Here is a 23,745-nt window from a genome sequence, read left to right on the forward strand (position 1 = left end):
ACTCAATGACAACATTTATTTATTTAGCTTACCTTGTTGCCGCAGTCTTATTTATTCTAGGTATTAAAGGGCTTACAAAACCGCGTACTGCGGTTCGTGGCAACCAACTATCTGCGATGGGCATGTTCATTGCTGTTGTCGTGACCTTGTTTGATCAAAGCATTCTTAGCTACGAGTGGATCATCGCAGGTGTGTTACTGGGTGGTACTATCGGTGCCGTGATGGCGACAAAAATCAAAGTCACCGACATGCCGCAAATGGTGGCATTACTGAATGGTTTTGGTGGCGGTGCTTCACTGGCAATTGCCGCTGCAAGCTTCCTTGATCCTGCAGCAGCAACCAATGCAGTAGCACTTATCTCTATCGGTGCCACTATCATTATCGGTTCTGTCACGTTATCAGGCTCATTTGTTGCTTTCGCTAAACTGCAGGAGCTTATCTCGGGTAACCCGATTAAAGTACCCGGCAACAAACCGTTAAATGCGATTCTATTAATCAGTGCAATTGCGCTTGCGATTGCGATGGTCATGGATCCAACCAACACCAACTTAATGTATGCCTTAGTGGCTGTAGCGGTGGTGTTAGGTGTACTACTTGTAGTGCCCATTGGCGGCGCAGACATGCCAGTTGTGATTGCATTACTTAACTCATATTCAGGTATCGCAGCCGCAACGACGGGTTTCATCACAGGCAATACTGTGCTGATTGTTTCAGGTTCTTTGGTAGGCGCTTCAGGTATTATCTTGACGCAAATCATGTGTAAAGCAATGAACCGCTCACTGTTTAATGTGTTATTCGGTGTGATGGCCGAAGGCGGCGAGAAGATTGATGCTGATGAAGTATATGCTGGTAAAGTGAAATCAACATCACCAGATGAAATCGCCATGATGCTCGAAACGGCTGAGCGCGTTGTGATTGTACCTGGTTATGGTTTAGCAATGGCTCAGGCTCAACATGCCGTACGTGAACTTGCCAACGTATTACAGAGCCGCGGTACTGACGTTAAGTATGCAATTCACCCTGTAGCAGGCCGTATGCCTGGCCACATGAACGTACTACTTGCAGAAGCTGAAGTGCCATACGAGCAGTTAATTGAAATGGATGAAATTAATCCACAGTTCGAGCAAACTGACGTGGCGATTGTGATTGGCGCCAATGATGTTACTAACCCAATGGCACGTGAGGATAAAGGTAGCCCAATTTACGGCATGCCGATTCTGAACGTTGATAAAGCCAGAACCGTTGTAGTCATTAAACGTTCTTTAAGCCCAGGTTTTGCAGGCTTGCCTAACCCATTATTTGCCATGGATAACACATTAATGTTATTCGGCGATGGTAAAAAAGGTATTGTTGAACTGACACAAAGCTTGAAAGAAGCTGAATAATTGATGCACTCTTGATCCGCTCTTGATGCTCAATATTCATAGAAAAGGCCGCTAAGCGGCCTTTTTTCTTGTCGATAACTCGCTAAACAAGCTGATTAATTTTCATCATGTTCATTTATCGAACAAAAAATAGTTTAATTAAATGACAGGTTGTCGTCATTCCCTTATCTTTCACGCTTTCTAATGGATAATATTTAGACTATTGTCATGATAATTGACTATTAAGTCTAAAAATCGTACAAATGTTAGCTGGTTTATTTTTCCTAATGACTCGGATGATTGACGAATATGGATATCAACGCTTCTCAAATTGAAGCACTAACTGCACAAATTGCTCAGCTTAAAAGTGAAAATGAATCACTAAAGCAAAAAAATAAACAGATCCAGCAACAGCTATCTGCAACATTGGATGGCACTGGGTTGTGTTTGTGGGAACAAGATGTGCCCACAGGCGACTTGTGTATTTATAATCAAGAATGGGGCTCATTGTTAGGTTACACCCGCGAAGAATATTCAGCCAATATGCAAAGTTGGAAAAATAGCCTCCACCCTGAAGATAAAGATTGGGTCATTAAAGCATTTGAAGATCACGTTAATGGGCAAGAAGATGTTTATCAAGCAGTGCACCGAATGATCCATAAAGATGGCAGTACCCGCTGGGTCTCAGATCGCGGCAGGATAGTTGAATATGCAACAGATGGTACTCCGCTAAAAATTCTCGGAACCCACATCGATATCACCCAAGAAAAGCGCTACCAATTAGATTTAGCACGACTCGCACATCGAGATCCATTAACAGACTTATTAAATCGCACTGCAGCAGAGAAAGTTTACAAAGACTTTCAACGCAGCTCAAAGTTTGACTCTGGTACATTACTCTTTATAGATGTCGATAATTTTAAATCTGTTAATGATCGTTTTGGTCATCGTTTTGGTGATTTAACACTGATTGAAATCAGCCAAGTATTGCAGCACTACTCAGAGACTTTACTTCCCAAAAGTAAAACTAAGATTGCGAGAATTGGTGGTGATGAATTTGTCATTATTACCACGATATCTGAGTATAAATTAATAAGTGTTTTAGCAGGTTCACTGGTCAGTCACTTTAAACAAACACAAACCATTGATGATAAAAATATCGCCCTTGGACTCAGTATTGGCATAAGCTGTTTTACTAGCAAAGATCTTTTTGTTGAAGTTTGCGAGCAAGCAGATAATGCCATGTATGGGATCAAACAAGCAGGGAAACATAATTACTCTTTTTGGCAACAACCAAAAAGCATTTCACAAATCATCCCCTAAGCTGCAATTGTATTTGATTAAAAACGTTAACAACTTGCTATAAAAATCAGCGGTTTTGTCATGTTAAAAAAAATGCCATGCTATAATCCTTCCAAAGTTACTGTAAAACCTGACACTTAGTCGCTTTACACTTCCTACTCAATTGTTAATTATTTATTTCATTTATTACTGGTAGTTAAGTTTATGTCTAAATATTCGAAGCTTATTCCTTTCTTTTTATGCATTTGTCCACTATCTGTGACCGCCAGTGAAAATGTAGAAGTTGAACCATTAGCAAGCAACAAAACAAGCGAAAGCGCACACACTGATAAGACCGTAGAGTACTTTCCAAGTAAATGGGGCGTAGGGATTGGAATGCGCCGTGCTGATATTCCCTATGCCACCGAAGACGATGTCGTCACCGATGTCATGCCACTAATTGAGTTTGAAAATGACTATTTCTTTTTAGACGGATTAGAAGGTGGTGTACATTTATGGAAGAATGATGAACACCAAGTAAATATCTACAGTCGCTTTCGTTTTGTGGATATTCCACAAGAATATCAAAACGAAACTCAATCTGATGCGTTTGATTTTGGTATCCAGTATCGGTTCCAAAAAGAGGGTTTAGAAGCTGACGCTGCTTTTATGAGTGACGGTAATAAACGCTATTATGGTTACACCCGCACCCAGTATCACTGGACTGCTGGCGACTGGCAATTAAACCCTTTTGCAGAGTTTCAGTGGAAAAGTAACTCCTTTAATGAGCATTATTATGGTTTTGACCAGATAGACCCTGGCGCAGGGCTTGCCTTTTCTGCTGGCTTAAATACTCGTTATCATTTGGCCAGCAATTTATACTTATTAGCTAATTTCGGGGTCACTCGCCTTGAAAATGACATCTATGATTTACCGACCATTGAAAACCAATATCAATTTGAATCCTTTTTTGGCTTCGGTTTTTATCCCGATGCTAAGCGCCCAAATACCAATCCCGTACCTAAAGAAAGCGGTGAATTTTTACGTGTTGCTCACGGCTGGGCTACGCCTTCAAATCTCAACGAAATCTTAACCGGCAATGCAAAAGGCGACAGATATAACAATCAGCTCACCTCTTTGTTTTATGGTATTCCATTATCCGATAGCTTATTTACGTTACCTATTGATCTGTACTTTACTGCCGGGGGTGTATGGCATCATGACTCTGAAGTACAAGACAACCTCGCTGAAGGGGTTATTGGGGTAAAAGCGTTTTACACCCTTGATTTAGGTTGGCGTTTCCGCATCGGTGTCGCAGAAGGATTATCTTATGTTTCCGAAGTCACTTATATTGAAGGTAGTGAGCTTGATGAAAAAGATTATCGCCCATCTAAACTATTAAATTATTTAGACTTCTCGTTCGATGTAAACATTGGTGATGTCTTTAACTATGCACCTTTACAAAATGCGTGGTTGGGTTACAGCATTCATCACCGTTCAGGCATTTTTGAAACCAGCTCTGCTTTTGGACGCATTAAAGGTGGCAGTAATTACAACACCGTTTACGTGCAATGGCATTTTTAGTTCAAACTAAACATAACTACACATAACTGCACATAACTAAACAATATATATACGAGGCCTGTCATCATTGATATGACAGGCTGTTTTATTCAGCATCAATATTTAGCATCAAAGTAGGTAGGTGCCTCAGCAAACTGCTCAATGAGCCATTGATTTGCATTCTCATCCCCCATTAATATCGACAATGTAGGCTGTAAAACTTCAATTAATCTAGCCTGGCGCCAAAACATATAATTGGGTAAAACCGGCATAACTCCGCGATTAAATGTGCGCTGAATAAGGCTCGCTATTTCTTTCATTTCAGTGGCTTCAATAGTCGGACTGAGTGGGTAGATTGCGATAATGAAGTCACTATAATGTTCAAACTGTTTTATTTCTTCTAACGAATAATGAGTCAGCAACCATAACAACTGCGGGGAGCTCCAGTGGCTGATATTATCTCTGTCGTTAATCACTGCCATATTACGTCGATGAAGCTGTTGCCAAGCAAGGATTAAACTATCCGACTGCGCTAGACGCCAAACAAGGTAAACATCAGCTAACCATTCATGTTCATAGGCTGTTAGTTCACTTGGTAACCCTTTGCCTTGCAAAGCGATATTCTGTAAGTGGCCTATTTCGTGCCACAAGGTTAACTGTGACTGCTGTGCTAAGTCTAATTGGTAAATCTGTCCATTAAGCGCCACATTTTGATATACCAAAGGAAGAACACGATTAATGACAATCAAACCTGCCACATTCTCATTATTAACAGGAAATACCACTGCGCTTTTAAAACCTAGACTATTGGTAATATCATTATGACTTGGTAACTGACGAGTTACAGCTACAGGAAGCTGTGCAAGGCACTTTGCATAATCTGATATACGACAAATAAGTGCACTTTTTTCTGCAATGGGTTCACGAGGGTATAAACTTGATTGCACGCTTTCTTCAGAAGAATTTATCGCAGGTGTAGAATTTAATGAAGACGTTGGAACTGAATTTTGTGTTGGCGTAAGTGTTGAAGTTGAAGTTGAAGTTGAAGTTGAAGTTGAATCAGAATGAAAATTAGCGTCAGCGTTAGCCAACAACAATGGGCTAACGCTGACGGCACTGATAAGAACTAGCAGTGCCGGTTTTAACACTATTTTTTAGCCATAATATTTTCAATTATTGCCGTGGTAGATACGCCATCTTCAAAGCCAAGAATTTCAACCTTACCACCAGCAGCCATCACTTCAGTACCACCAGCCACTTCTTCGACTTTGTAGTCACCGCCCTTCACCAACGAATCTGGTAATAAACGGCTAATAACGCGTTGCGGAGTATCTTCACTGAAAGGAATAACCCAATCGACAGACGCTAAACCAGCTAGCACAGCCATGCGGCGATCTTCTTGATTTACGGGTCTTCCTTCACCTTTAAGTCGTTTCACTGAAGCATCGTCATTTACTGCAACGATTAAGCGATCCCCTAAGGCTTTTGCTTGTTGTAAATAACTCACATGTCCTGCATGTAAAATATCAAAACAACCATTGGTCATTACGACTTTCTCACCGCGTAACCGTGCTTGCTCAAGGGCATAAGCCAGTTGATCTTCAGTGACGACACCGAAACCTGACTCGCCTTGATTTAACGCAAGCGCTTCAATTAACTCAATGCGACTAACAGTGGCGGTACCTAACTTAGCAACAACCACACCTGCAGCGATGTTTGCAATAGAACAGGCCTGCGCCATCGTACTTCCTGCAGCTAACGAGGTAGCTAGCGCAGATATAACAGTATCGCCAGCACCTGTGACATCGTAAACTTCACGCGCCACAGTCGGAATGTGCAGCTCAGCTTCATCTTGGCTGATAAGCGTCATGCCTTTTTCAGAGCGAGTGACCAGCATGGCATCAAAATTATGTTCTTTAATCAGCTGTTTTGCTTTAGCGATTAAATCTGCTTCGTCTGTTACCGCACCAACAACAGCTTCAAACTCACTCATGTTTGGTGTCAATAAAGATGCACCGCGGTAACGAGCAAAGTCAGTGCCTTTAGGGTCAACTAACACAGTGACACCTTTAGCACGTGCTTTGGCAATAAACTCAACAGGAGTATCGATAGCACCTTTGGCGTAATCAGAAAGCACGAGAACATCGACATCATCTAAAATAGCTTCACTACTACTGAATAAGTTTTCACTGTCAGCTTTGGCATATTTTTCTTCAAAATCTAACCGGATTAACTGCTGGTTACGGGAAAACACACGTAACTTAGTAATCGTTGGCTTATCAGCCACAGTTAACCAGCGAGGCTCAACCCCTTGTGCTTGAACCCCTACAGTCAGTGCTTGAGCAGTCTCGTCTGCCCCAACAATACCCGCCAGCTGAATTTGGCCACCTAACGCTGCAATATTTAATGCTACGTTTGCTGCTCCACCTGGACGGTCTTCAATTTCATTAATGTTCACTACAGGTACAGGCGCTTCAGGAGAAATACGACCCGTAGGGCCAACCCAATATCGGTCAAGCATGACATCGCCGACAACTAAAACACGGGCTTTTTCGAATGCTGGTAGAGATACCTTCATAATAAACTTTTTCTTTTTGCTGACATTAAACGGTGATTGTACCTAATTTTGCTATAAAATTAAGTTAGAATAGCAACTAATTTTGAATTTGGGGTGAGTTACACGTGGTAGAAAAAGCGCAATTTGGTTCTCATTTATTACACCCGAAACATTGGCCGTTATGGTTAGGTGTTGGTTTTATGAGACTTACCCAATTATTACCTTTACGCTGGCAAATGAAAATGGGCGCAGGACTGGGTCGATTAGTACTCAAATTTGCAGCAAAGCGAAAGCACACAGCTGAACGTAACTTACAGCTTTGCTTTCCTGATATGCCACAACAAGAAAGAGATACTCTACTCAAACAGAATTTTGAAGAAACGGGTAAAGCCATTTTCGATACTATCAATGCATGGTGGTGGTCTAACGATAAAATACAGCGTCATATGACCATGAAAGGCGATCAACATGTAACTGACACGCTTGATAGTGGCCATGGCGTTATTCTCTTTGCCGTGCATTGCTTGCCACTAGAGATGGGCGCAAGAATGTTTGGTCAATTCCAACCTGGAATTGGTGTATACCGCCCCCACGATAACCCTGTGATGGAATACCTACAGGTGAATGGACGTCTGCGTTCAAATAAAGGATTAGTGCCTAAACGTGACCTGCGTAATATGGTAAGAAGCTTGAGAAATCCTGATGTGATTTGGTATACCGCAGACCAAGATTTTGGCCGTTCAAGTGCGGTATTTATTCCTTTATATGCTGTACCAGATGCTGCAACTATTACTGGCGCTACCACTCTTGCGAAACTTGGCCGCGCTAAAGTGCTGCCATTTTTTGTCGAACGCAATAGTAATGATGATGGTTACCATATGGAGATTATGCCGCCATTGGATAACTTCCCAGGTGAAAATGAACTCGCTGACGCCATTCGTGGCAATAAAATAATTGAAACGATTATTGATAAAAATCGTCCTCAATATATGTGGCTACATAGACGATTTAAAACTCGGCCAACCAAAGAGACACCATCGCTATACGAATAAATGCTGCATTAAAAGCAGTTTAATTGAATCAGCAAACTGACTAAGTAGTACTTTAAACGTCAAAAATGAAAATAAAAGGTGGCTAAACTCGGTCACCTATTTCAACAAGCAATTGAGAAAACGCTAATAAAGTGTATCGGCAACTTGAAATCAATTAAGAAATGATCAAGGATGCCAAACTTAATAGCTTCAACAAATGACTCAGCATAATCTCTACGCTGAGTGATGATTTAGATACGGATTTCTAATCGCTTTGGCAAATACTTATATGGACGCCTTGTTACATTGTTAAGTTACTAAACCAATAATTAGGAACACATCGCCCTTATGTTAAAGTCGTTTTGCGCTTCATTGATTGCTGTTTCTACCCTCTTGGCCAGCTTAAACGCTGCCGCGGTAGAATATCGTTTGCCCGCTAAAGACAGCCGCTTAATTGGTGAAAACCAATATTATGTCGTGCCTGAAGGTAAGCTCACTTTAGAAGCCATTGCTGCTGAATTCCAATTAGGCTTGAGCAACATGATGGAAGCTAATCCTGGTGTTGACCCTTACCTACCGAAACCCGGCAGTACCTTAGTCATTCCTCACCAGCTTATTTTGCCCGATACCCCTCGCAAAGGCATTGTAATCAACAGTGCAGAGATGCGTTTATATTATTATCCAAAGGGTAAAAACACTGTTGAAGTGTTACCCATTGGTATCGGACAAGTTGGCCGTGACACCCCAGAAAACTGGGTCACTCAAGTGTATCGAAAGCGCGCCAATCCGACTTGGACTCCGACGCAAAACACTCGGAAAATTTATGCCGATAAAGGTGTAGAGCTTCCTGATGTATGGCCTGCTGGCCCTGATAATCCAATGGGGTTGTTCGCACTTTACGTAGGTAACTATTTTGCCGTACATGGAACGAATGCCTCTTTTGGTATTGGCCTTCGAGTCAGTCAAGGTTGTGTGAGATTACGCGATGAAGATATTGAGCACCTATTTAATTCAGTGCCCGTTGGCACTCGAGTAGAGTTCGTAAATCAACCAATTAAGGCCACCATTGAGCCTGACGGTAATCGTTACTTAGAGGTTCACCAACCTTTATCAGAAACCATTGAGCAATTTGAGTCATCTGAGCAATTACCGTTAACGCTAGATAAGAAAATCACCTCTATTGTGGCTCATGCTGAAACCGACTCATTTACTTTAAAGCGTTTATTAGAGCAAAGAACCGGGATGCCTACTCGCATTAACAGCATTCAACATGCGCAATTAGATGAAGACGCTGCGCCAGCGGATTCAGAGTAACTCTTTCCATTAAAGCCTCAATCTAACCTCAATCAGATTTGATTGAGGTTAGGCATCCCCCCAACGCTAACCTGCATATTCCAACTTGAGTAACGCACCACAAATCAGTAATCTAAAAAGCCATTGTTAGTTTACTCATGGTGATAGATTGAAAACTGGTATCAAGCAGAATACATCTCAGCTGTTGATGGGAGTTAAAGATAAAACCCTCCCTTTAGCATTAATGCTTACCTGTTTGTTTTCACTAACCATGGGGTTAATGCCACTCAATCTGGCCGCGTCTCAATGCAAGCTTACCAGTCAATTTAATCAACTTAGTCAAATTGAACATCAAATTAGCCTCACTGAGTTGGATAATGGCTTAATCGTCAGACAACTAAATAGACCGCAGCAATCCACTGTCGCTATTGCAAGTCAATTTAACGTAGGCTCACGTAACGAAATAGCTGGGCAAACAGGATATGCGCATTTGTTTGAGCACCTGCTATTTAAAGGCAGCGAAAACGCCCCTAACGAAAGTTACCCTCAGCAAATGAGCGCCATTGGTGCCCGCTTTAATGCCAGCACACATTTTGACTATACCAATTACTATGTCACTGTCCCCGCGCAAGCATTGGAGTTGAGTTTATTTCTTGAAGCTGACAGGTTTATCCGTCCTGTACTATCTGAAACCACAGTTAAAAACCAACAAGGTGCAGTGCTAGAGGAAATGGCCACTAGCATAGATAATCAACCTTATCTTCGACCTGCAATGGAGTATTTACTTTCCCAAGTCGCTGGCAGCCCGTATGCTCATGCCATCATTGGCAGTAAAGCGGATGTGACAAGTGCAACCGCAGCCGAACTTGAACAATTTCACCAGCGTTATTATCGCCCCGATGCGATGCAGCTATCCTTAGTCGGCAAGATTGATATTGATATTGATATTGATAGCACAAATACCATCAAACAATATTTTGCTGATTGGCAAGCACCTCAACACAACCTAGACGAGTTTTCTGCCGTATCAGTAACTCCAACGGCCACTAAAACTGAAATCATTGATAAGCGAGGCCCTTGGCCTGCATTATTAATGGCATGGCACACTGTCGGCAGACAGCACCCTGATTATGAAGCTGTAAGCCTTTTACAAAGCCACTTGTTTCAAAATCTCAAAAGTGCGCTCGCAGCCAACACATTAGAAAACCCACCACAAATGCTCAGCTACTCAATCCCATTGACCATGGAAAATCACGGTGTCACTAACCTTGTCCTCGTCCCTAGAGCAAACACCTCTTTAGATGAACTACAAAATTTGGTTGAATCACTATTTAGCCAAGTCATAGAAAACGGCCTCAACGACCAAGCTTTATGCACGTTAAAAACCGTTGCACTCAATGATATTAACCAGCAATTATCAAACAGTCAGACCTTAGCAAAATACCTGTCGAACACCTCTAAACGTGATAAATTCTTTCCATTAACTCAGCCATGGCGCCGAACCGAAGCCGTCACTTCAGCTGATATTCAGCGGGTCACTCAAGAATACTTTATTGATAAAGCAGTGCGAGTCGATTTATTGCCGCCTTGGTATATTCGCTGGGGGAAAGGGTTACTTGAAATCTTACCTCAAGGGTTTTCAGAGAAACTAGAAAGGTGGGCGCTATAATGAGAACTTATCACTTGAGCCTATTAACCATCTTAACTAGCTTTTTGTTATTAGGTTGCCAGCACTCCCCGATCATTTTTACTGAGTCACAACCGCCTAAAGTGCCTCAGTTTGCTGAATTAGACAACGTCCCTAAACTGCCATCATTATCGACGCCTTTAATCAGAGATAATAACAAGGAGGGAAATACCAGTACGCAAGTTTCTAATGAACCAAATAGTATTAATATCAATGACAAACTATCAATTCACCAATGGGCAGTTAATCAAGAAGATGCTGTAAGCCAACCAAAACTCAATCGAGTTTATTTTATTGGAATATCACCTAGTGCATCGCTTGAAAACCCTGATGTGCTTATCGAAGCATTTTCTCAACGCCGTAAAGAACTAGCAAACCAACAGCAACATAAGCCAAATATTGCCGCCTGCTATGACAGCATCCGTTTTAGAGCCAGCTTGCATAGTATCGCTATCACAATGCAATGCGCTGCGCCATTTAATGAAATGCAATCATTAGTTTGGGCGTTTTGGGATGAAAAAGCGTTAACTAACCTCAATATTGAAACAGTACAAAGAAACTTAAAACTCAATAAACACATAGGTGCATTCACAGGTTCAGAAATCGATAAAGTCTTTCGCAGTCAATTACTCGGCCCACAGCATCCTTATAATGTAAGTCTCGACAACCAGGGATTAGTAGACTCTCTTGAAAACACCGAAGCAGGTTTTAAGCAATTGCAGCACTTACAACTTACTACCCGTGAGCGATTGCAATGGCATTTGTTTACTAATGATGTAGAAAATTCATTTAATCATGATTCGCAAAAGCCTTTGAATCAGCCTCTAATCGAACGTGAAACAGCTGAAAACCTGCATAGCAAAACGATTAATGACAGTTTACCTCTCTGGCTACTACATGACTCCAGTACCAGTGATAACATGTTGAATAACAAAGCCAGTCACACAGCCAGCAACACTGTCCATAATACAAAAATTTTAACCACTGAGGTTACTCCCAAAAATCAAATAACTCCCACAGCCACTATTTATCTCATTGATGCGCCAGATACAGTGCAAACACAGGTGAGAGTAGGCTTTGTTAGCGAAAATGCGAACAACTTATTGAATCACCACCAACAGACGGCAACGAATAATAGTGTAGGTTGTAAAACCATCGCACCATTATTAGGTAGAAGTTACAGCGGCAGATTATTCTACGATTTACGTGAAACCCGCGGATTAACCTATGGGATCTACGGCCGCTGTGTTGATGCACCACTTAGTCAGTATTTATATTTTTATGGCAGCACAGCACTAGAAAACTCAGGGGCCTTTATTAAAGGCATACTTGACCATACTCAGCTACTGACCGAAAGCACTGTTAGTCAAGCTGAGTTAAATGCAGTCTCGACCTATTTAATTGGACAGCAACAACTGGCATTGGACACGACTTTTGGTAAAGAAAGTAATTACATACGTAATATTTTATCAGGCAAAACAACTCAGCAAGCGCAACAGGAAGTCAACGCAATAAGCCAGCTTACCCCAGAACAGTTTTTACAAATCTCGAATCATGTTTTATCCCATCCCCCCACAGTCGTCATCCGTGGCGACGCAGATAAAATCAGCGCAGATATTCGACAAAAACTACCAAGCTGGCAAGTACAATTGATTTCAGCGCGCGACTAACAAATAAGAAAACTGACGCCACAGGCTACGAAGTTCTTTCTTGCTGATAACGTTCGCAGTCATCAGTAATCGATAACCACTTCACTTGGTTTGATGTATAGATATGATAGTTAGGTTTAATTAAGCTCGGCTCATCTAAAGAACCAATGGTCAGTGTGAAATAATCAGGGTAGCGCGTATCCCGATAACTTAATGTGCAACCGCATTGCTTGCAAAAACCACGACGAACATTATCTGAAGATTCAAATTCGCTCACCTCGCCTTTAAGCCAGGTTACTTGCTCGCGTTTAAAATCCATCCATACTTGAAATACGGCACCAGACGATTTTTGGCACTGCTTGCAATGGCAATAATCGGCATCAAATGGCTTGGCAGATAGCTGATATCGCACTGCGCCACATAAACAGCCGCCTTGTAAAATAACAGGTTTATTTGTTTCAACGATTTCAACCGCCTGCTGTTCCATACCCATAACTCATTCCTTAATGGTTAAATTGCCAATTGATTGAGTATTTATCATTACCTCAGCCACAAATGAAGTCAAAACTATCTGAATAACTCCCCCCTGAATCAATAAATAACCAATAAAAAAGCCCTCAAATGAGGGCTTTTAATAGAGATATTTTTAAAGGAGCAAACTTATTTAGTAAGTCGCTTCACGCTTTTCAGCTTCAGCATCCCACTTAGGAGCAAGTTCTTTTAAGAATCTTTGCTTATCAGCATTCATCTTATCCATGTCCATACCTAATGCTTCCTGCGCTTTCTCTTTAGTAGAGATATCAGGGATAGCGATTGGCATTTTCACGCCTTTAGCTGCAAGTAGTTGAGCCAGTTTGATACGTGCATTAGCTGCTTTATCAACTGCGCCACCTAATATGCGTAACGCTTCTGCTGGAGCATGAGCTGCAACACCGTGAGATGCTGTAGCGTAATCCCAGCGCCACTGACTGTGACGAATATCCATTAGGATAGGCTTCATTTCAGCTTCAGTTGCACCTGCTTCCCAAGCTGCGCCAGCTTCGAAGTGAGCATGTACAAGTTGAGTTTCAGCTCTTAGCTTAATTTCAGTCACGTTCTTTTGATTCTCGTGAGTCACTTCCATCATGAATTCTTTCGTTTTACCTTCATGACAAGTTGCACAAGTTTCGTCGAAACGATCGAAAGGGTTACCCACTTTATGGTCAGTGAATTTGCCTTTACCATTCGCTTTAGCAACACGTGGCATATGACAGTCAGTACAACTTACGTTGTTTTTACCGTGCATACCTAGCATCCAGGTTTCATAACCAGGGTGTTGTGCTTTTAGCATAGGCGTTTTAGAAATCGCGTGAGTCCAATCAGCAAAGTTGATTGCATCATAGTAAACTTCCATTTCTTCAACAGTTGTACCGTTGTCCCATGGGAATTTCACGTAACCTTTACGGTCTTCAGTTTTCTCGAAGTAGTATTCAACGTGACATTGACCACAAACCATAGACTGCTTGTCTTTACGAGACGCTTTATCAAATGGCTTATCGATAGCTTCTAAAGCGCGATCAACATATGGACGAGAAATACGTAATTTTGGTGAACCTTTTTCATGACAATCGCCACAACCTAAAGAGTTAACGATTTCAGCTCCGCCTTTAGACCATTTGCCTTTAAAGTAACCGTCTTCGCCTTGCTCTTCGATCATACGAGGTACATCGGGACTTTTACAGCTCCAACATGCCATAGGCATTGGGCCATCATCTGGTCCAGTTGGTGCGCCAGTACGTAATGTATTACGCAAATCAGTCACTGTGTAGTGGTGACCACGAGCTTTATTATAATCCTTAGCAAAACCGTAACCTGCCCATAACACAACCAGGTTTGGATCTTCTGCTAACACATCAACGATTTCATCGCTTTCTGATGTCGCATGCCAAGTTTCATATTGCAATTTATACTTATCTTTATATACTTCATTTCTTGGTTCAGTTTTATCACTAGCCATCGCACTAGTCATCATAAAACTGGTTGCCATCAACGCACTAAGCGCAACAACTTTTGCTTTCATTTTCATCACCGTTCATCTCCGTGTTACATTTTATTTTAAATATTCACGACATCTCCATGAACAAACTTATCCATTTAAGGTTAAATTAAGAATACCCCTTTGTGAGTATTAGACAATAAGCTTGCGCTAGATCAATATGTTAATATGTTGTACATCACACTTTTGAATACTTGTTAATATATTACAGTAATCTCTAATGTAAAATATTGCTTAAAATTCCCGTTAAAACAGACTTAAGTTGGATACCAAATGATTAAAAGAGGCAGTCTCACCTCCACTATTCTAAGACTAATGTTAGTCTTAATTTTCATTTCTTCCAGCTTAGCTGTGTATTCAATTATCAATCTAAGTTTCAGTATTGGTGACGCCAGAGCCATCAACGCTTCCGGCTCATTGCGTATGCAAAGTTATCGTTTAAAACTGTATTTAGAGCGTGATGAACAACTGCTGCAAGAAAAGATAAATCAGTTTGAAACGACTCTGCATTCTGAGGCATTAGAGCGTTCATTAACCTGGTACAGTCCTGATGCATTATCTCAGCAATATCTGTTGGTGGTGGATAAGTGGGAGCAAATGCGCTTTTTCATCGAGAATCATCAGCGTCAAGAGTACAGTGACTCTTTAAAAGACTTTGTTGATACCATAGATATATTAGTGTTGGAAATGGAGCGTTTTGCTGCACTAAAACTGAGGATATTGGTGATTGGTCAAATCATTGGTTTATTCTTAATGTTAATTGTCGCCATCGCTGCGACACGTTATACCCGCAAGAGAATGGTACAGCCTATACTCCAATTGATGGATGTCGCTAACTCTATTTCAAAAGGTAAATTCAAAGTTGATGTACCACAAACAGAATATATGGAACTGCATGCACTCGGAGAAGCCTTTAAGAAAACCGCATCAGAGCTCGATACCCTTTATCAAGATTTAGAAGGCCAGGTCAATGAAAAAACCATCGCACTGACACGAGCAAACAACGAGCTAAGTTTTTTATATGACAATCTCATCAGATTACACGCCGATAGCCTCGACTATAAAGCCTTAAGCTCAGCATTAACTCAAATTCAGCAGTTTGAAGACTTAGATTATGTTCGCTTGGTCATCGAGCACGACGATGGAACCATAGACAGTATTGAAGCTGATAATGGCTGGTTAGACTCTGCGGGTTTAAATTCAGAACAACACGCAGCAGTAACCCCTGTTAAGTTTAATTTGCAGCTCGAAGATAAAAATTTAGGATATCTTGAAGTTATTTCTCTCAGACCAGTTAACAATATGTTATTTGTTAACTTCGCCATGATGCTGACTCGTTCCATTGTTATCCACAATGCCACAGAAGAAAGACAGCAACTCGCGTTAATGGAAGAACGTGCCGTCATTGCCAGAGAGCTGCATGATTCTTTAGGTCAGCTACTTTCATATCTCAAAATCCAAGTCAGCTTATTGCGCAAAAAAATTGAGCCTAATTGCATGACTGAAGATGTGCAGACCCAGCTAGTGGACATTAATGATGGCGTCAGCACTGCTTATGGCCAGCTTAGGGAATTACTGTCTACATTCAGGTTAACCATTAAAGATCCTAACTTAGGTCAAGCCATTGAAGTGATGTTAGCGCAACTTCGTAAACAGACAGGGATCATTATTGAGCTAAATTACCAGTTATCAGCGCATTTACTCGCTGCCAAGCAACACATTCACGTATTGCAACTCACTCGCGAGGCAACAATCAATGCAATTAAACATGCAAAACCTTCACGCATAGAAATTGATTGTTTTTTGGCAAATTCTGATATGATACATATCAATATCAAGGACGATGGCATTGGCGTGTCGCATTTAAAAGAACGCGATCAGCATTTTGGTCTCGGAATAATGTACGAGCGTGCAACGAAACTGCATGGCACTGTCAAGTTTGATAATAATCCGCAGGGCGGCACAACTGTCTCCCTCGTATTTCCACCCCAGCAGGAGCCTTTAAATGGGTAAACCTTATTCAGTATTAGTAGTAGATGACCACCCGCTACTTCGACGTGGTATTTGTCAGTTAATAACTTCAGATAGTGACTTTAGACTGTTTGGTGAAGCAGGAACGGGGTTAGACGCACTGACTGCGATTGGTGAAGATGAGCCAGATATTATCTTGCTCGATTTGAACATGAAAGGCATGTCTGGCCTAGATACTTTGAATGCCATGCGCCAAGAAGGCGTCACCGCAAGGATTGTTATTCTAACCGTTTCTGATGCGAAGCAAGACGTGATTCGTTTACTTCGAGCCGGTGCAGATGGTTATCTTCTTAAAGACACTGAGCCAGATTTATTACTGGAGCAACTGAAAAAAGCCATGCTTGGCCATCGCGTTATTAGTGATGAAGTTGAAGAGTACATCTATGAGCTGAAAAATGCTGATAATGATGAAACTTGGATTGCATCATTAACCCCGCGTGAGTTGCAGATTTTAAAAGAGTTAGCTGAAGGTAAGAGTAATCGCGTCGTCGCTGAAGATTTGCATATCAGTGAAGGTACGGTGAAAGTGCATGTGAAAAATTTACTCCGTAAAGCAAACGCAAAATCGCGAACAGAAATGGCAGTGAGATATTTAAACCACTAGTTTATTTTTGACTGATTTAAAAAAGGCGACTCATAATAGAGGCGCCTTTTTAATTTCTGCAATCACGAGCATTTGTTTGTAAACACTAAGATTGAACTGCCAAGATTAACAGTTAACTTAACACTTAGTTCTTAACGTTTAGCTCTTAACGCTTAAGGATGAACTCCATCCAGCTTTTAAGTGCCGTCTCAAAATCCTCTAGACCACAATAAGCTTCAGACTCTGAATCGTACATGCTCATCGACTCTTCCAAATCAAAATCTTCATCAAAGTCGATAGCAATTGCGAACACTCTGACTTGTTCACTGTCGATCAACAAGGCTAAATCACGACTATGCATTAGCCAATCATTTTGCTTATTAGCCCTAATAATCTCAATTTGCTTAATAATATTATTGCACAGCTCAATATCATTACCCAATCGCTCGGCAAAAAAGCGACCAAGAATGGCATGTTCCATACTAAATTCAGCAAATAAAGTGCCGTCTAAACTGTTACGGCGAAACTCGTATTCCATGATAAAACTCAACATTAGGCTTTGATCTTATTTTAACTGATGTTAGCTAAAACTGCGCAGTCACAACGCGTAAATAATGAAAATGTTGCAGATGAACAAAAAATCCGTCATTTTTATCTTCAGTGCTACTATTGCCTATACATTCACCACTTAATCTTACATTCAGCACGACAAATCACAGTACACGTTCATCATCGCGAGTCAGGACTTATATGGATACAGGTTTTATTTATTGCTTACTCTTATCAGGCCCTAATGCAGGTCAGAGCATCACGCCATCTGAACTTAATCAATGGCAACCTGAAGACGGATTATTATGGGTGCATTTACGCTACAGCGATGAAGAAGCAAAACAATGGGTTATCGATGCCCAACTGCCGCAAACGGAAACTGATACCTTATTAGCGGAGCATACTCGTCCACGCTCATTAAGCTCTCAAGATGGGGTATTAATGGTTTTACGCGGCATTAACCTAAATCCTAATTCTTCACCTGAAGACATGGTATCGATGCGTATTTTTGCCCAGCAACATCGAATAGTTTCAACCTGTGAGCGTCAACTTCAGTCAGTAAAAGACATCGCGGAACAAATTATCAGTAAACCTAACAGTATTGATTCTAGTGCTGACTTTTTAGTATCACTTTGTGAACGATTAACGCACCGAAAAATGGAGCTAATACATAATCTCGAAGATCAATTAGATGATCTTGATGACCAAATTACTGCACCAATAAGTTCGTCGCTTCGCTCTGATATTGCTGAACTTAGAAAACAAACAGTCACGTTAAGGCGCTATTTTTCACCTCAACGGGATGCCTTATCTCGACTGTTAAACGATGGCCATGTGTTGTTCAATTCTGAACATAAACTGCGTATACGCGAAATAAACGAAACGTTAATCAGGGTCATAGAAGACTTAGATGCTGTTCGCGATCGCGCTAGCGTCACTCAAGAGCAACTTCAATCTCAGCAGGCTGAGCAACTTAACAAGCGCTTGTATTTTCTATCACTGATATCGGCAATTTTCCTGCCGCTTGGTTTTTTAACCGGATTGCTTGGTGTGAATATTGGCGGTATTCCCGGAACCGAAAACACATGGGCTTTTGCTATGTTCTCTGGTGGATTAATTCTACTCGTCGCTATTCAAATGTGGTTATTTTACCGCTGGAAATGGTTATAAAATCTGCATAAATAATTTTATTAAATTTTGTTTACAGTTAACCTTTGCCCACAAAAAAGGACGCATATAGCGTCCTTTTTAATCGATAGCTGCTACAAACGCAGCATCAACACATTACTGAGCAGCTGGTGCTGCTTCAACTTGTGCTTTTTCGATAGACAATAATTCAACTTCAAACACTAACGTTGAGTTAGCTGGAATAGTACCAGTATCACGTTCGCCATAAGCTAATTCTGATGGGATAACGAACTTGTATTTAGCACCAATAGGCATTAATTGAACACCTTCAGTCCAACCAGGAATAACGCGGTTTAGAGGGAACTTAGCAGGCTCGCCACGGCTGTATGAGCTATCAAACTCAGTACCGTCGATTAATGTACCTTTGTAGTGTACTTCAACAGTGTCTTCTGCCACTGGAGTCTCGCCTTCACCAGCTTCTAGTACTTCGTACTGTAAACCAGACTCAGTCGTAACAACCCCTTCTTTAGCTTTGTTGGTTTCAAGGAATTTCTTACCTTCTTCAACAGCTTGGCTTGCTAATAACTCTGCTTGTTCAGCACGTTTTTCATTTAATTTAACATCAAGACCTTGAAGTACAGTTTGCATTTCTTCTTCTGTAAGATCTAAAGTATCAGCTAAACCATCGCTAAACCCTTGAATCACTAACGTACGATCAACAGCGAAACCTAGGTCTTCTTGCTCGGTAATATGACCAGCCATGTAACGGCCAATTGAGCCACCAACACTGTAAGCTTCTTTTTGCGCGTCAGTTGTTAATTCAACTTTCTTTGCCACGACTTCTTGTTCTTGGTTACATGCAGTAAGACCAACAACAGCCAGTGCAACTAACGATAATTTGTAAATAGATTTCATTAAAGCTTCCTCAGCGTCCTATAGCGGTTACAATAACCTGTAGGTAAAAAATTTGTATATATTTGGCCACTTTATACTAAATAAAGTGTTTTTTGCAATGGCCTGAATAATAACACTGCCTTTGAGACAACTTTTACAGGAGCAAGTTCATGTTTCGACTTACTATGCTGATATTGTGTATCTGCTCCCTTTTGGGTTGCCAACCTGCGGCTGAAAAAGTGTTTAGTGTCACTAAAGATTCAAGCTATAGCGCAAGCTTATCTGAAGATGGTCAACTAGCTTTAGTGAGCACGGCTAGCAATGGTGTTCAGTTATGGGATCTCAATAAACAAGCCTTAAAATTTCGCTGGCAACATGGCAGTGATGCGCAGTCCACTGACAATAATGTTTTCGACACAGCCCTTTCTTCCAACGCGCAATATGCTGCCACCTTAACCGCAGACTCATTGGCGATTTGGGATGTAAACACTGGTGAATCTATTGGTTGGTGGTCACTTCCTGCCTCAGCGCAATCGGTGGCAATTGCTAATAATGCCCAAACTTTAGTCGGTTTAGTTGATGGCTCAGTGATGTCTTTTGCACCACAGAAAAGCCTGATCAAATTTTTAGGCCACCAAGAAAGAGTATCCAGTGTGTCTATTTCAGCAAATGGGCAATTGGCGCTGAGTGGCTCAAATGATGGCTCAGTGATCCTGTGGCAGGCGCAAACGGGTCAGCCGGTTCACCAATGGCAACTTGAATCTCGTATTGGCAAAGTCACCCTTAGCCAGAACGGCCAACTTAGTTTTGCCAGTGATATTACAGGCAACGGCGCGATTTATTACAGCGATACCGGCGAGGTATTATCAACACTTGCCATTAATCGTCGTCAAATGACTTTCAGCAGTGCACGCTTTATTCAACAAGATAAAATCCTAGTAACCGGCTCGCCATCGAAAGAAATTATTCTATGGCAAACCCAAACAGGTAAAAAACTGGCAAACAGGCAAATTCAGCTAACTAAAAACAGTCAAAATAGAGGTGCCGTTGTATACTCTATTGCAAGTGATGCCCAACAGCAGATTGTGAGTATCAGTAATCAAGGTTTAGTTGAGTCATGGGGGCCATTGCCATAATCGCAATGCGCAACTCTATGGCGATGAGAGGAAGTAATGCAAGACATGCAACAAAAGATTGATGATCTAGAAATGAAAGTCGCTTTTCAGGAGATAACACTTGAAGATCTTAACCAAGAAGTGATTAAATTAAATGACTTAGTGGCATTTCAACAACACCAAATGTCATTAATATTAAATAAGCTACAAGCCATTGAGCCCAGCAACATGGCTTCAGCATCAGAAGAAACCCCGCCACCACATTATTAAGTGTTGGCTAAAGCATGTTTACTAAAGTGATGTTTGCTATATTCACTGACGAGTAAACCAACAAGCTATCTTATACAAATCACTATCAATGAAGCATTAAGGAACGCTATGCCTGCAAGTGACATTATGACAATAGCACAATCTGGTGAAGCCATTTTGAATCGTCAAGCACAAGCAGTCATATCATTTGATCCAGCTCTGGTTCAGCTTACTGAGAATATGATAGCCACGATGACAGCTGCAAATGGTGTCGGAATTGCTGCGCCGCAAGTATTTAGTGATTTAGCTGTATTTATCATGCATTCAAGATCTAATGACCGATATCCAAATGCACCAGAAACCTCGGCAACCGTTGTGATTAACCCACGTATTATTGCTTATTCAGATGAAATGGAGCTGGGGAGCGAGGGTTGTCTATCTATCGCTGAACGGCGTGTTGACGTATTAAGGCACAAAACAATTAATGTTCAGTATCAATCTCTAAGCGGAGAGGTCATCAAGCAGCAACTGAGTGATTTTGTTGCCCGCATTTTTCAGCATGAATTTGATCATTTACAGGGAATTACTTTGCTTGAACGGATAACTATGGCTGACCAAACTGCATCACAAGCTGGCAATCAAGAAATCAGTACTGAACAAAATCAACAAAATCAGCACACGCAAGGTGCTGTCGAATGAATAAACTGCTTAGCATAGGTCTACTGTGTTTCAGTCTGACTGGCTGTGCATACAATAGCATATTGATAAACTATCCTTCGCAGATCGCACCGATTAAACAGCAACTTGCAAGCCCTACACCCAGTGCTAAATTGTCAGAGTTAGCGGGTGAAATAGATACCAATGATGGCTTGTTATATGCTCAAGAAGCGGGCCGCGTCGCCCAGGTTTCGGGCGATTTCGAAACCAGTAAAACCTACTATCAAGCGGCTATTCAGGCTTATAAAGCGTTTGATGACAGAGCAACCATTAGCGCATCTGACTTAACTGCCACCGCAAGTAGTTTAGTGTTAAACGACAACGCAATACCTTACCGTGGACCAGGTTATGAACGGATCATGGTTCATCAATATCAAGCATTTAACTATCTGTTTTCTGGTGATGCACAAGGTGCATTAGTCGAAGTGCGTCGAAGTAATCAACTACAAGCCAGTGAACAGGCACGCTATCAAAAATCGCAAAAATCGGTACGAGCAATGGCTAACGGCACTATCGACAGTGAAATCAATAAGCTAGATCAAGCCACTGGCACCGTTACCAGTTCTTTTTTAAATGCATATAGCTATTACACAACAGGTCTGCTTCATGAACTGTTAGGCGAGCCCAATGATGCCTATATTGATTACCGTAAAGCGGCACAAATCACACCAAATAATAAATACCTGCAGCAAGATCTAGTCAGGTTAGCTAAACAATTGTCTATGCCTCAATACGATGAGTTTAAACGTCGTTGGGGAGATGCTATTTTACCTAAAAAAGGCCAAGGCCAAGTGGTGATGGTGGTCGAAAAAGGCTTCGTGCCTGAAAAACAAAGCTTAACCGTTCCGTTTACTATTGATGGTAATTGGCAAACAGTGTCACTGGCTACATATCAGCCACACCGCCAAGTGATTCAACCTTCGACTATCCAAGGTCTCGGAACCGTGTTAAAAGCGGAACCAATTGCCAATATTGATGCCTTAGCTATTAACGCACTAAAAGAAGATTTACCTGCAGCCTTGGTACGCCAAGCTGCGCGGGTCTATACTAAGTCTGAAATGACTCGCAGTGTTGAAAGTGGCAGTAAGCGCCGTAATAACGAAGCCGATGCAGCAGCAATTTTAATGCAGATTTTTAATGTAGTGACCGAGCAAGCTGACAGACGTAGCTGGCTGACATTACCAAGACAGGCACAAATCGCCCGCCAATATATTGAACCAGGCGAGTACCAAATCCGTTTAGGCAACAGTCCTGCTGCCAAAATTGATGTACAACCTAATCGGGCAACATTAATTTGGGTGATAGAGACTGGTAATCAAACCCGTTTTTATTCAATAATTATTTAACTCAACTATTTATTTAACTCGACTACTTATAAGTCATATCCAACATGGAACTTACTATGAAACATTTTAAACTGATTTTTGTTTTAGCCGCTGTCATCGGGCTATCAGCTTGTCAATCTAAGGTTGAATATGGCGATGCAACCGAAGTAGAAACCGTTAATGAAAACTTCGGTTCAACTGATTTACAAGCCATTGCTGCAAAAATGGTTGATAGCATGCTGACGTTCCCGCCTGTCATCGTCATGACACAGAACGATCGCCCAATTATCTTTGTTGATAAAATCAAAAACAAAACCTCTGAGCATATCGATACAGAATCCGTCACTGATACCATCAGCAATAAATTATTACGTTCAGGTAAATTCCGCTTTATCGATATGACTAAAGTTGACTCAGTGCGTAAGCAACTAGACTACCAAAACAATGCTGGTATGGTTGACCCGTCTACTGCGATTAAATTCGGTCGTCAAGTCGGTGCCCAGTACATGCTGTACGGCAACTTATCTAGCATCGTCAAGCAAGATGGCAGCACAAAAGACGTATACTACAAAATGACCATGCGTCTTATGGACTTAGAAACAGGCCTAATCGAATGGTCTGATGAAAAAGAAATCCGTAAAGTTAAATCTAAGTCTTTCTTAGGCTTATAAGCCTCTGATAAACTTTAATTAGC

21 protein-coding genes are annotated in these 23,745 nt (G+C 41.3%); 15 read left to right on the top strand and 6 right to left on the bottom strand.

What is annotated here, in order from left to right; all coding sequences use genetic code 11:
• Window positions 1–5: 5 nt before the first annotated feature.
• The 3 genes from Q4600_RS08805 to Q4600_RS08815 all read left to right on the top strand — a co-directional run bounded on the left by Q4600_RS08805 (window position 6) and on the right by Q4600_RS08815 (window position 4,229).
• A complete protein-coding gene (locus Q4600_RS08805) occupies window positions 6–1,385 on the top strand; it encodes an NAD(P)(+) transhydrogenase (Re/Si-specific) subunit beta (RefSeq protein WP_102528213.1) in 1,380 nt (459 codons plus the stop codon).
• A 288-nt stretch (window positions 1,386–1,673) separates the two neighbouring features.
• Window positions 1,674–2,687, top strand: coding sequence for a diguanylate cyclase (locus tag Q4600_RS08810; protein ID WP_102528212.1), 1,014 nt, complete (start codon window positions 1,674–1,676; stop codon window positions 2,685–2,687).
• Window positions 2,688–2,870: 183 nt separating this feature from the next.
• Window positions 2,871–4,229 carry a MipA/OmpV family protein gene (locus Q4600_RS08815; RefSeq protein ID WP_102528211.1) on the top strand — a complete coding sequence of 453 codons (1,359 nt, stop codon included), beginning with the start codon at window positions 2,871–2,873 and terminating at the stop codon, window positions 4,227–4,229.
• A gap of 95 nt (window positions 4,230–4,324) precedes the next feature.
• On the opposite strand, the gene Q4600_RS08820 is transcribed toward Q4600_RS08815, so the two are convergent.
• On the bottom strand, window positions 4,325–5,356 hold the full coding sequence (locus Q4600_RS08820) for a hypothetical protein (RefSeq protein ID WP_303515396.1): 1,032 nt from the start codon (window positions 5,354–5,356) through the stop codon (window positions 4,325–4,327).
• Window positions 5,356–6,786, bottom strand: coding sequence for a bifunctional D-glycero-beta-D-manno-heptose-7-phosphate kinase/D-glycero-beta-D-manno-heptose 1-phosphate adenylyltransferase HldE (gene hldE, locus Q4600_RS08825; protein WP_102528208.1), 1,431 nt, complete (start codon window positions 6,784–6,786; stop codon window positions 5,356–5,358). Before hldE ends, Q4600_RS08820 begins: the two co-directional genes overlap by 1 nt.
• A gap of 104 nt (window positions 6,787–6,890) precedes the next feature.
• Between hldE and lpxL the strand changes: the two genes are divergently transcribed.
• From lpxL to Q4600_RS08845, 4 genes are all read left to right on the top strand, one after another.
• Window positions 6,891–7,817 carry an LpxL/LpxP family Kdo(2)-lipid IV(A) lauroyl/palmitoleoyl acyltransferase gene (lpxL, locus tag Q4600_RS08830; RefSeq protein WP_303515401.1) on the top strand — a complete coding sequence of 309 codons (927 nt, stop codon included), beginning with the start codon at window positions 6,891–6,893 and terminating at the stop codon, window positions 7,815–7,817.
• Between the two features lie 327 nt (window positions 7,818–8,144).
• Complete coding sequence (locus tag Q4600_RS08835) at window positions 8,145–9,110, top strand: L,D-transpeptidase family protein (protein ID WP_102528206.1); 966 nt, start codon at window positions 8,145–8,147, stop codon at window positions 9,108–9,110.
• 148 nt (window positions 9,111–9,258) lie between these two features.
• Window positions 9,259–10,758 carry a pitrilysin family protein gene (locus tag Q4600_RS08840; protein ID WP_303515405.1) on the top strand — a complete coding sequence of 500 codons (1,500 nt, stop codon included), beginning with the start codon at window positions 9,259–9,261 and terminating at the stop codon, window positions 10,756–10,758.
• Window positions 10,758–12,446: a pitrilysin family protein gene (locus tag Q4600_RS08845; protein ID WP_303515408.1), complete on the top strand. Its 1,689-nt coding sequence runs from the start codon at window positions 10,758–10,760 to the stop codon at window positions 12,444–12,446. Before Q4600_RS08840 ends, Q4600_RS08845 begins: the two co-directional genes overlap by 1 nt.
• A 25-nt stretch (window positions 12,447–12,471) precedes the next feature.
• On the opposite strand, the gene Q4600_RS08850 is transcribed toward Q4600_RS08845, so the two are convergent.
• Together Q4600_RS08850 and nrfA are read right to left on the bottom strand one after the other, a co-directional pair.
• On the bottom strand, window positions 12,472–12,918 hold the full coding sequence (locus tag Q4600_RS08850; protein ID WP_229371442.1) for a GFA family protein: 447 nt from the start codon (window positions 12,916–12,918) through the stop codon (window positions 12,472–12,474).
• A gap of 171 nt (window positions 12,919–13,089) precedes the next feature.
• Window positions 13,090–14,484, bottom strand: a complete 1,395-nt coding sequence (nrfA, locus tag Q4600_RS08855; protein ID WP_229371444.1) for an ammonia-forming nitrite reductase cytochrome c552 subunit — start codon at window positions 14,482–14,484, stop codon at window positions 13,090–13,092.
• Between the two features lie 249 nt (window positions 14,485–14,733).
• On the opposite strand from nrfA, the gene narQ reads away from it, so the two are divergent.
• Window positions 14,734–16,473, top strand: coding sequence for a nitrate/nitrite two-component system sensor histidine kinase NarQ (gene narQ / locus Q4600_RS08860; RefSeq protein ID WP_198589570.1), 1,740 nt, complete (start codon window positions 14,734–14,736; stop codon window positions 16,471–16,473).
• Window positions 16,466–17,095 (top strand): response regulator, encoded by a 630-nt coding sequence (locus Q4600_RS08865; protein WP_102528203.1) that lies wholly within the window; start codon window positions 16,466–16,468, stop codon window positions 17,093–17,095. The genes narQ and Q4600_RS08865 overlap by 8 nt, the downstream gene beginning before the upstream one ends.
• A gap of 145 nt (window positions 17,096–17,240) precedes the next feature.
• On the opposite strand, the gene Q4600_RS08870 is transcribed toward Q4600_RS08865, so the two are convergent.
• Complete coding sequence (locus Q4600_RS08870; RefSeq protein ID WP_303515699.1) at window positions 17,241–17,612, bottom strand: YacL family protein; 372 nt, start codon at window positions 17,610–17,612, stop codon at window positions 17,241–17,243.
• A 212-nt stretch (window positions 17,613–17,824) separates the two neighbouring features.
• Here Q4600_RS08870 and Q4600_RS08875 point away from each other — a divergent pair, with 212 nt between their 5' ends.
• Window positions 17,825–18,793: a zinc transporter ZntB gene (locus Q4600_RS08875; RefSeq protein WP_102528202.1), complete on the top strand. Its 969-nt coding sequence runs from the start codon at window positions 17,825–17,827 to the stop codon at window positions 18,791–18,793.
• 114 nt (window positions 18,794–18,907) lie between these two features.
• Here the strand turns inward: Q4600_RS08875 and fkpA are convergent, their stop codons facing one another.
• Window positions 18,908–19,666 (bottom strand): FKBP-type peptidyl-prolyl cis-trans isomerase, encoded by a 759-nt coding sequence (gene fkpA, locus Q4600_RS08880; RefSeq protein ID WP_102528201.1) that lies wholly within the window; start codon window positions 19,664–19,666, stop codon window positions 18,908–18,910.
• 149 nt (window positions 19,667–19,815) lie between these two features.
• Between fkpA and Q4600_RS08885 the strand changes: the two genes are divergently transcribed.
• From Q4600_RS08885 to lpoB, 5 genes are all read left to right on the top strand, one after another.
• Complete coding sequence (locus Q4600_RS08885) at window positions 19,816–20,781, top strand: WD40 repeat domain-containing protein (protein WP_102528200.1); 966 nt, start codon at window positions 19,816–19,818, stop codon at window positions 20,779–20,781.
• Between the two features lie 36 nt (window positions 20,782–20,817).
• Window positions 20,818–21,030 carry a SlyX family protein gene (locus Q4600_RS08890; RefSeq protein WP_102528199.1) on the top strand — a complete coding sequence of 71 codons (213 nt, stop codon included), beginning with the start codon at window positions 20,818–20,820 and terminating at the stop codon, window positions 21,028–21,030.
• Between the two features lie 108 nt (window positions 21,031–21,138).
• Window positions 21,139–21,708: a peptide deformylase gene (gene def / locus Q4600_RS08895; protein ID WP_303515419.1), complete on the top strand. Its 570-nt coding sequence runs from the start codon at window positions 21,139–21,141 to the stop codon at window positions 21,706–21,708.
• Window positions 21,705–23,072 carry a COG3014 family protein gene (locus Q4600_RS08900; RefSeq protein ID WP_102528197.1) on the top strand — a complete coding sequence of 456 codons (1,368 nt, stop codon included), beginning with the start codon at window positions 21,705–21,707 and terminating at the stop codon, window positions 23,070–23,072. The genes def and Q4600_RS08900 overlap by 4 nt, the downstream gene beginning before the upstream one ends.
• 56 nt (window positions 23,073–23,128) lie before the next feature.
• Window positions 23,129–23,722 carry a penicillin-binding protein activator LpoB gene (gene lpoB / locus Q4600_RS08905; protein ID WP_198589569.1) on the top strand — a complete coding sequence of 198 codons (594 nt, stop codon included), beginning with the start codon at window positions 23,129–23,131 and terminating at the stop codon, window positions 23,720–23,722.
• Window positions 23,723–23,745 lie beyond the last annotated feature (23 nt).

It is taken from the genome of Shewanella sp. 2_MG-2023 (assembly GCF_030548905.1).
Lineage (GTDB): Bacteria > Pseudomonadota > Gammaproteobacteria > Enterobacterales > Shewanellaceae > Shewanella > Shewanella electrodiphila.